The following is a 10,015-nucleotide window of genomic DNA, read 5'->3' on the forward strand; positions in this document are numbered from 1 at the left end:
TGGCATCACGCTCCTTCAGGACTCGTGTCGCTGCCGCGCCATGCAAGTGTTTGTTCCGCACCGCCATGCTGCATTGCCGCATCGGTGTCTGTCGGTTGACAGCGCTGTCATCGGCGGGCTACAAGCTTCCCGCACTGCTGTCCCGGCGGCTGCGCTTGCGCATGCCTCGGTTCGGATTTCCAGCCTGACAACACGATCGGTCCGCGGGCCGGCCCCGGGGAGGGGGAGTTTCGATGAAGGTATCCAAGCCAGCCTGTGTTCGTGCTTCGAGCTTGAGCGTCGCGATCTTCGCCGCGCTGCTGGCCGGCGCGGCCTGCGCCCAGGACACCGCTGCGCCGGCCGCCGCGAAACCCGCATCGGACCAGGCCACCGACCTGGATTCGGTGATCGTCACCGTCGAGCGCCGCGAGCAGAGTCTGCAGAAATACGCCGGCACCGCGCAGGCGCTGTCGCAGGACGATCTGCGCGGCCTGGGCATCAACAACGAATTGCGCCAATTGCAGGTGGCCGTGCCGGGCTTGAGCATCGCCAATCAGGAAGGCGCGACCGAAGTCTTCATCCGCGGCGTGGGTTCGTCCAACAACACTGAACTCGGCGATCCGGGCGCGGCGCCGCATGTCAACGGCGCCTACATCCCGCGTCCGCGCGGTCTGGGCGGCATGTTCTACGATCTGGAACGGGTCGAGATCAACAAAGGCCCGCAAGGCACGCTGCGCGGTCGCAACGCGCTGGCCGGCACGCTCAACATCGTGACCAAGCGGCCCGAACTGGGCGGCGACTTCAGCGGCTACGTGCAGGGCGAAGTCGGCAACCGCGATCAGAAGGGCTACGAGACCGCGTTGAATTTCCCGCTCGGCGAGTACGCCGCGTTGCGCTTCGCCGGTTATCACATCGAGAAGGAAGCCGGTTTCAAGAACGCCGGTCTGTACCGGCATCTCAAGCCCGCGGGCATCCAGGACGACAGCGCGGGACGTCTGTCGTTCCTGTACGAACCCGACGACAAGCTGTCGGTGTTCGCGATGCTCGATGTCGGCCGCGAACTGGGTACCGGCTATCCCGGCGCGGGCGTGTTCGAAGCCGCGCAAGCGGGCTTCACGCCCGACGACATCGACATGCGCTCGGTGGTGTACCGCGGCGTGCAGGGCAAGGTCGACAACAAGCTGTGGGGCTTCCAGGGCACGGTGCGCTACGACTTCGGCGGGGTGAACCTGGAGTACAACGGCAGCTATCGCGACGTCGATTATTTCCAGATCAACTCCGGTTCGGTCGGCAACACCTGGCCGGGCCGCGATCTGAGCCTGCGTCCGCCGGGGGCGCCGGCGAGCGCGGGCGGCATCGACTACGACGTGTTCAACACCAACTACCTGCAAGCGCGTTCGCAGGCGCAGACCCACGAGCTGCGGTTGTCGTCCGACGACGACGCGCGTTTTCGCTGGACCACCGGCGGCTTCTATTTCCACGAGAAGCAGCAGGTCGGTTTCATGTCGCTGACCGACAAGGGCGCGTTCTACTCGGGCACCGAATTCACCATGCCCGACGTCGACGGCAAGTCGTGGGCGGCGTTCGGCGACGGCACTTTCGACGTCAACGAGCGCTTCCGGGTCAAGGGCGGTCTGCGCTACACCGAGGAAAGCAAGTCGCGCGATGGCATCGGCGGCAACTGGACCATCGGCCTGGGCGGCGACGGCGGCGTGTTCCAGACCCGGCTCGGCACCGAAGGCTTCAGGCCGACCCTGCTCGACCGGCCCAACTTCAACACCACCGGCCTGACCAGCAACGCCGAGATGGCCCGCTTCCTGTTGCAGGGCATCGTCCAGCCCGGCGCGCGCGACACCATGCAGCAACAGTTGCAGGGCATCGTCGACGGCAGCCGCCCGAACGGCACCTGCATCGATCGCCCCGATATCGGCGGCAACACGGTCGACTGCCCGGCCAATGGCCAGCACAGCTTCATCGCGCTCGGCATTCCGTCGGAACAGCACGGCGCCAGCGCGTTCGAGTTCCTCGACTGGCGGGTGGGTTTCGAATACGACCTCAGCGATCGCAACCTGCTGTACGCGACCGTCTCCACCGGCCACAAGGCCGGTGGTTTCAACGACAGCTTCGACGTCAACGCGATCCCGGAGACGTACAAGCCCGAGAAACTGACCGCGCTGGAAATCGGCTCGAAGAACAGCTTCGAATTCCTCGGCCGCACCTCGACCTTCAACGTCAGCGGTTTTTACTACGACTACGCCGATCAGGTGTTCCAGGACCTGAGCGTGATCGCGTTCAATCCCGACGGCGAAGCCACCGGGTTCGCGCTGGTCAATCGCAACGTCGGCAAGTCCGAGCTGTACGGCATCGAGGCCGAGAGCCGGCTGCGTTTCGGCGGCGGCTTCACCCTCGATCTCAATGCCTTGTATCTGCACACCGAGGTCAAGCGGGGCGTGGTCGCCGACGTGCGCAGCCAGGACTTCGGCAACGGCGGCATCACCTCACAGATCGACCTGGCCGGCAACGAGCTGCCGCTTTCGTCGAAGCTCACCTTCAACGCGCGCCTGCAGCAGGCGATCGACTTCAGCGGCGGCACCTTCGATTGGCAGGTGCTCGCGGCGCATCGCTCGTCGTTTTTTCTGACCCAGTACAACGATCGCGACGTGACCTTCCTGCGCGACACCCAGGGCACGGTCGACCGGATCGAGGACGCGGCCACCGCCGGTTTCCCGGACGAGCAGAAAGGCTTCACCCAGATCAACGTGGGCGCCGGTTTCACCACCCTCGACGGCGCCTGGCGCTTCGAAGTGTGGGGCAGCAACCTGACCAACAAGGACGTGTCGCAGAAGGCGCTGGTCGGTTCGGGCGTCAACGTGCGTTTCCTCAACGATGCGCGCAGTTATGGCATGAGGGTCCGTTGGAATTTCTGATCGCCACTCGCAGGCGTCCCGCTTCGCCGCTCCGGTCCGTACACGCCCCCACGGTGAGCGGGTCGGGGCGGCGGGGGGTTGTTGTGGGGTTCTGCGTGGCGCGTCTTGTGAGGCGCCGGGTCGATGGCGTGGACGTGTCATGGGTATGGACACGGCAAAGACAACAACGGCAACGACGCCGCAGACAGTGCGCCGAAAAACCCGCTTCCTTCCACGTCGTCATTCCCGCGTCCGCGGGAATGACGGTCTTGAGAGATTCGAAGTGACTGCCGGTAAGCGGTAGGCCATATAAGACAAGCCAAAAGCCAAAAGCAACAGACCCCCGCCACAAACAGCAAAACACCCCGCAACACCGCCCACACTCCGCGGAGTTCCATGAAACTTCCCTTGCTCGACACCATCATCGTCCTGGTCTACCTCGCCGGCGTGTTCGCCCTCGCGCAATGGGTTTCGCGCGAAAAAGCCGGCCACGAGAAAACCGCCAAGGACTACTTCCTCGCCAGCAAATCGCTGCCGTGGTGGGCGATCGGCGCGTCGTTGATCGCGGCCAACATCTCGGCCGAACAGATCATCGGCATGTCCGGCTCGGGTTACGCGCTGGGCTTGGCGATCGCGTCCTATGAATGGATGGCGGCGGCGACACTGTTGGTCGTCGGCAAGTTCTTCCTGCCGATCTTCCTGCGCAACGGCATCTACACCATGCCGCAGTTCCTGCAGGAACGTTACGGCAACCGCATCCGCACCCTGATGGCGGTGTTCTGGCTCGGCCTGTACGTGTTCGTGAACCTGACTTCGATCGTTTGGCTGGGTTCGCTCGCGGTCGCCCAAGTCACCGGCATGGATCAGATGCTCGCGCTGGCGCTGCTCGGTCTGTTCGCGCTCGCCTATCAGTTGTATGGCGGGCTCAAGGCGGTGGCGTTGACCGACATCGTGCAGGTCGCGCTGCTGGTGCTCGGCGGGCTCATGGTCGCCGGTTTGACCTTGAGCAAGATCGGCGACGGGGCCGGCGTGCTGGCCGGTTTCAACAAGCTGATGGCCACCCATCCGGATCACTTCAAGATGATCCTGTCGCCGGACAATCCGCACTACAAGGACCTGCCCGGCATCGGCGTGCTGCTCGGCGGCCTGTGGGTGATGCACGTGAGCTACTGGGGCTTCAACCAGTACATCATCCAGCGCGCGCTCGCGGCCAAGGACCTGCGCGAGGCGCAAAAGGGCATCGTGTTCGCGGCCGGGCTCAAGATCATCCTGCCGGTCATCGTGGTGCTGCCGGGCATCGCCGCGCTGATGCTGGCGCCGGGCCTGCAGCGCTCCGACGATGCCTATCCGGCGATGATGTCGCTGCTGCCCAGCGGCGTGCTCGGCCTGGTGTTCGCGGCGCTGGTCGCGGCGATCGTCGCCTCGCTGGCGTCGAAGATCAATTCGGTCGCGACCATCTTCACCCTGGATTTCTACGCCAAGTACAAACCGCAGGCGAGCGAGAAACAGTTGGTGCGGGTCGGCCGCATCGCCGCGGCAGTGTCGATCGTGATCGCCATCGTGACCGCGCGGCCCTTGATCGGCGGGTTCGATCAGGGCTTCCAGTACATCCAGGAATACACCGGCTTCTTCACTCCGGGCATCGTGGTGATCTTCGTGCTCGGCCTGTTCTGGAAGCGCGCCAACGAAGCCGGCGCATTGGCCGCGGCGCTGGGTTCGTTCCTGTTGTCGCTGGCGTTGAAGTTCGCCTGGCCGGAGCTGCCTTTCGTCAATCGCGTCGGCGTGGTGTTCCTGCTGGCGGCCGCGCTGGCGGTGATCGTGTCGCTGATGACGCCGTCGGGCGCCGGCCGCGATCGCATCCAGGGCGATGGCGTGAGCTTCGCGACGTCGCCGTCGTTCAATGTCGCCGCGGTCGGTGTGCTGGCGATCCTGATCGCGCTGTACGCGCTGTTCTGGTGACGTCGGCGACGCGCACATCCGCGTCCAGGCCGCGCGCGTCCAGGCGCGTCGCGCTCGGCGCGGCCGCGCAATGCCATTGCGGCACTCGTGTTTTTAGCCGACGCGACGCCTCAGCGTCGGCGTGGCGCGCGGCCCTTGCCGATCGGACCGGTCGATTGGCGCAACTGCAATTCGTAACCGGCGGTGATCATCTGGCCGCCGTCGGGCGCCTTGATCCGCTTGAACAGCTCGTGCGTGGCCAGGCGTCCCATTTCGCGGGTCGGCTGGCGCACCGTGGTCAGCGGCGGATAGATCTGGCGCGAGATCGGCGTGTCGTCGAAACCGCACACCGATATGTCGCCGGGGATCGACAAGCCCATTTCGCTGGCGGTGCGGATCGTGCCGGCGGCCATGTCGTCGTTGGCGGCGAAGATCGCGGTGGGCGGGTTGTCCATCAACAGCAGGCGCTGGGCGCAGATCGCGCCGGTGTCGTAGTGGAAGTCGCCTTCGATCACCAGGCTGGGGTCGTACTCGATCCCGGCCGCGGCCAGTCCGTCGCGGTAGCCGTTCAAGCGCCACTGGCTGGCGCCGTGTTCGGGATGGCCCTTGATGTGGGCGATGCGGCGATGACCCAGCGACACCAGGTGCGCCATCATCTCGCGCACCGCGCGCTCTTCGTCGAGCACCACGCCGATGCGGCCGCCGCGCAGCTTGGGCGAGATGTTGGCGTAGGGAATGCCGAGTTGGCCGAGTCGCTTCATCAGGCCCGGGTGATCGGTCAGCGGCGGCGTCAGCACCAGGCCGTCGGCGCGCGAGTGCTGGATGATCTCGTCGACATGGGTCACGAACTTGCGCTCGCCGTAGGTCACCGGCGCGAGCATCAGGTTGTAGTGATGCGCGATGCAGGCGTCGAGCATGCCGGCCTGCACTTCCATCAGGTAGTTGCTCGACGGGTTGTCGTAGAGCAAGGCGACCAGGTACGAGCGCTGGCCGGCGAGGCTGCGCGCGGACGGGTTGGGCCGGTACTGGAGCTTGCGCGCGGCGGCTTCCACGCGCTTGCGCGTGTCCTCGCTGACGTTGGGTTCCTGATTGAGCACGCGCGAGACGGTCTTCATCGACACGCCCGCCGCTTCCGCCACATCTTCGATGCGAACCCGCATAGCCGGTCGTTTCCCTTGTCGCGTGTTCTGCGTATTTTGCCAGATCGTGCGGCCAATACTGCCATCCATCGCGCAACGCCGCATCGGCGTTGCGCGCATATCGTCATTACGGTCACCAGGAGCACTGCATGAAGGCATCCACCCGCGGCCACGCGTCCGCCGTCGTTCCATCGATCCAAAGCCGCTGGCCGGCGCGCCGGCGGCTGTCCGGTTGCCTGGCCCTGGCCTTGCTGTGCGGGCCTGTCGCGTCCGCCGACGGGGTCAAGCCGGACGCGGCGACGATCGATCCCGCCCACTGGCCGGCGCTGAAGGCGCCGATCCCGCGTGACGCCAGGCTGGAAGCGCGGATCGCCGCGCTGCTGGCGAAGATGAGCGTGGAGGAGAAGGTCGGCCAGATCGTGCAGGCCGACATCAACAGCGTCACGCCCGAGGATGTGCGCAAGTACCACATCGGCTCGGTACTGGCCGGCGGCAATTCCGAACCCGGCGGCATTTCCGAGCCAGGCGGCAATTACGCCGCGGCGCCGCGGGAATGGTTGGACATCGCCGACAAGTTCTACAACGCGTCGATGGACGCAAGCGACGGCAAGGTCGCGATCCCGATCATCTTCGGCATCGACGCGGTGCATGGTCACAACAACCTGATCGGAGCGACCTTGTTTCCGCACAACGTCGGCTTGGGCGCGACCCGCAACCCGGAGCTGATCCGCCGCATCGGCGCGGCGACCGCGGCCGAAGTGCGCAGCACCGGCATGGAGTGGACCTTCGCGCCGACCCTGACCGTGCCGCGCGACGATCGCTGGGGCCGAACGTATGAAGGTTATTCGGAAGATGCGCGGGTGGTCGCCAGTTACGCGGCCGCGGCGATCGAAGGCCTGCAGGGCAAGATCGGCACCCAGCAGTTCCTCGACGGCTCGCACGTGATCGCGTCGGCGAAACACTTCCTCGCCGACGGCGGCACCTTCGAAGGCCGCGATCAGGGCGATGCCAAGATCGGCGAAAACGAATTGCGCGACGTGCACGGCGCCGGTTATCCGCCGGCGTTGAAGGCCGGCGCGCAGACGGTGATGGCCTCGTTCTCAAGCTGGCAGGGCCGCAAGATGCACGGCAACGCCGATCTGCTGACCGGCGTGCTCAAGCAACGCATGGGCTTCGACGGCTTCGTGGTCGGCGACTGGAACGCGCACGGCCAGTTGGAGGGATGCAGCAACGAAAATTGCGCGGCCGCGTTCAATGCCGGCGTCGACATGCTGATGGCGCCCGACAGCTGGCGCGGCTATTACGACAATGCGCTCAAGCAGGTGAAAAGCGGCGAGATCAGCATGGCCCGGCTCGACGACGCGGTGACCCGGATCCTGCGGGTCAAGCTGCGGCTGGGATTGTTCGAGGCCGGCGCGCCGTCCAAGCGTCCGCTCGGCGGCAAGTTCGAACTGCTCGGCAGCCCCGAGCATCGCGCGATCGCGCGCCAGGCCGTGCGCGAGTCGCTGGTGCTGCTCAAGAACGACAATCGGGTGCTGCCGATTTCGCCGAAGGAACGCGTGCTGGTGCTCGGCGACGGCGCCGACAACATCGCCAAGCAATCCGGCGGCTGGACCTTGAATTGGCAGGGAACCGGGCTGAAACCGACCGATTTCCCCAACGCGCAATCGATCTGGACCGGCCTGCGCGAACAGATCGAAGCCGCCGGCGGCCACGCCGAGCTGGCGGTGGACGGCAAGTACAAGGACAAGCCCGACGTTGCGATCTATGTCTACGGCGAAGACCCGTACGCCGAATTCCAGGGCGATCTGCGCACGCTCGCGTTCCGTCCCACGCGCAATCCCGAGTTGGAGACGATCAAGCGGCTCAAGGCCGACGGTATTCCGGTGGTGAGCGTGTTGTTGTCGGGACGGCCGTTGTGGGTCAACCGCGAGATCAACGCGTCCGATGCCTTCGTCGCCGCGTGGTTGCCCGGTTCGGAAGGCGCCGGCATCGCCGATGTGCTGCTGCGCAACGACCGCGGCGGCATCGCCCACGACTTCAAGGGCAAGCTGTCGTACTCGTGGCCGCGCACCGCGGTGCAGGTGGCGAACGTCGGCGACAAAGATTACTCGCCGCAATTCGCGTTCGGTTATGGGCTGAGTTACGCCAAGGATGCGAAGGTCGGCGTGTTGCCGGAAGACCCGGGTACGGCCGATATCGATCAGCGCTCAATGCAGTTCCTCGGCCGAGGCGCGTTGCCGCGCGGCTGGACCTTGCGGGTGGATTCGCAAGGCAAGCCGGCGCAGGCGATCAAGCCGCCGCTGGCGTCCGCCGACGGCGCGATCGCGGTGTCGGCGGTCGACTACAAGGCGCAGGAAGATGCGTGGAGGGTCGAGTGGAAGGGCGACGCCAAGGTCGAATGGGTCGCCGATACGCCGCTGGAACTGGTGCGCGAGACCAATGGCGACGTGCAGTTGCTGATCACGCTGAAGGTCGATGCGGTCGGCGCCGGCGACGCCAACCTGCTCGCCGCATGTGGGCCGAAGTGCGAGGCGAAGGTTCCGTTCGGCGAGATCCTGCGCGGCTTGCCGCGTGGGCAATGGCAACGCATCGGCGTGCCGCTCAAGTGCGTGCGCGCGGGTGGCGCGGACATGGGCAAGCTGATCGTGCCGTTCGGGTTGCAGGCATCGAAGGGAACGTCGATCACCTTGCACGAAGTCGCGTACGGAACCGACGCGGAGCAGGTGGTGGACTGCAAACGCCAGTAATCGGCGCTGGTAACGCGCGGCAACAATTTTGCGGACCGCAATAACCGCGCATCCTCTCCCTCTCCCGCTTGCGGGAGAGGGCCGGGGTGAGGGCCAACGCCACCCACACCCACACCCTTGGACACTTTGTCCTGGGGCAGTTTGCCGCAGTGCCGCCGCGCGCCCACCGGTTTAGGATGCCGCGCATGAACGCATCGATCTTCGCCCGACCCGTTCTCGGCGGCCCGACCGCCAGCGGCCCGGCTGCCAACGGGCTGATCGTCGACGACGACGCGGCTTACGCCGCGACCTTGCAGCGCAGCCTGGCGCGACGCGGCATCGAAACCCGCACCGCCGCCGACGTACGCCAAGCCCTCGATCTGGCCCTCGCGCAACCGCCGGGCTTCGCCCTGATCGACCTCAAGCTCGGCGCCGAATCGGGCCTGCAACTGATCCGCCCGCTGCGTGAGTTGCGCGCCGACATGCGCATCGTCCTGGTCACCGGCTACGCCAGCGTCGCCACCGCGGTCGATGCGATCAAGCGCGGCGCCGACGACTACCTGCCCAAGCCGGCCAGCGTCGCCGCCATTCTTGCCGCGCTGGGCCTGGAACCGCACGACGGATCGGCCCTGCCGATCGCGCCCGACACCATGACGCCGCTGCGGCGGTTGGAGTGGGAACACATCCAGCAGGCGCTCAACGACACCGGCGGCAATATCTCGGCGACCGCGCGGTTGCTGGGCATGCATCGGCGTTCGCTGCAGCGCAAGCTCGGCAAGCGGCCGGGGCCGGAGCGCAGTTCGATCGGGTTGTAAATCGCCTGTCTTACGCGGTCGCTGGCTTTATCGCCGCGGCACGCACCCGCTCGATTATTGCGGCGGACACTCCCTGTAGGAGCGGCGTAAGCCGCGACCGCCATGCGGCCGATTGCGTCGTCGCTGGTCTAAGGCGGTTGCCACGATGGCCCGATAGCCGTTTGCGCGGTGGTTGCGGATTCGCGGTCGCGGCTTGCGCCGCTCCTACAGGGAGCGATCGTTGCAACGAGCATCGGCGAAGATTGGTAGCGCGGTTGATCGGCCCGGTAGTTACCGGCCTTGCGCCTTATCGCCGCGTGACTCAACCCGTTTCGTCGTCGCGACGGACACTCCCTGTAGGAGTGGCGTAAGCCGCGACCGCCATGCGACCGATTGCGTCGTCGCCGGCCGAAGGCGGTTGCCACGATGGCCCGATAGCCGGTTGCGCGGTGGTTGCGGATTCGCGGTCGCGGCTTGCGCCGCTCCTACAGGGAGCGATCGTTGCAACGAGCATCGGCGAAGATTGGTAG

5 protein-coding genes are annotated in these 10,015 nt (G+C 66.0%); 4 read left to right on the top strand and 1 reads right to left on the bottom strand.

Annotation, left to right across the window (positions count from 1 at the left end):
* The first annotated feature begins 272 nt into the window (after positions 1 to 272).
* Positions 273 to 2,906 (top strand): TonB-dependent receptor, encoded by a 2,634-nt coding sequence (locus AC3A4T_RS16745; RefSeq protein WP_487676398.1) that lies wholly within the window; start codon positions 273 to 275, stop codon positions 2,904 to 2,906.
* Positions 2,907 to 3,281: 375 nt separating this feature from the next.
* Complete coding sequence (locus AC3A4T_RS16750; protein ID WP_487676399.1) at positions 3,282 to 4,844, top strand: sodium/sugar symporter; 1,563 nt, start codon at positions 3,282 to 3,284, stop codon at positions 4,842 to 4,844.
* Between the two features lie 110 nt (positions 4,845 to 4,954).
* Here the strand turns inward: AC3A4T_RS16750 and AC3A4T_RS16755 are convergent, their stop codons facing one another.
* Complete coding sequence (locus AC3A4T_RS16755) at positions 4,955 to 6,067, bottom strand: LacI family DNA-binding transcriptional regulator (protein WP_487676573.1); 1,113 nt, start codon at positions 6,065 to 6,067, stop codon at positions 4,955 to 4,957.
* Positions 6,068 to 6,111: 44 nt separating this feature from the next.
* Between AC3A4T_RS16755 and AC3A4T_RS16760 the strand changes: the two genes are divergently transcribed.
* Both AC3A4T_RS16760 and AC3A4T_RS16765 read left to right on the top strand, forming a co-directional pair.
* On the top strand, positions 6,112 to 8,712 hold the full coding sequence (locus tag AC3A4T_RS16760; RefSeq protein WP_487676400.1) for a glycoside hydrolase family 3 protein: 2,601 nt from the start codon (positions 6,112 to 6,114) through the stop codon (positions 8,710 to 8,712).
* A 185-nt stretch (positions 8,713 to 8,897) separates the two neighbouring features.
* Positions 8,898 to 9,506: a response regulator transcription factor gene (locus AC3A4T_RS16765; protein ID WP_487676401.1), complete on the top strand. Its 609-nt coding sequence runs from the start codon at positions 8,898 to 8,900 to the stop codon at positions 9,504 to 9,506.
* The last annotated feature ends 509 nt before the right edge of the window (positions 9,507 to 10,015 follow it).

The organism is Lysobacter sp. Soil_N_51 (assembly GCF_057655755.1).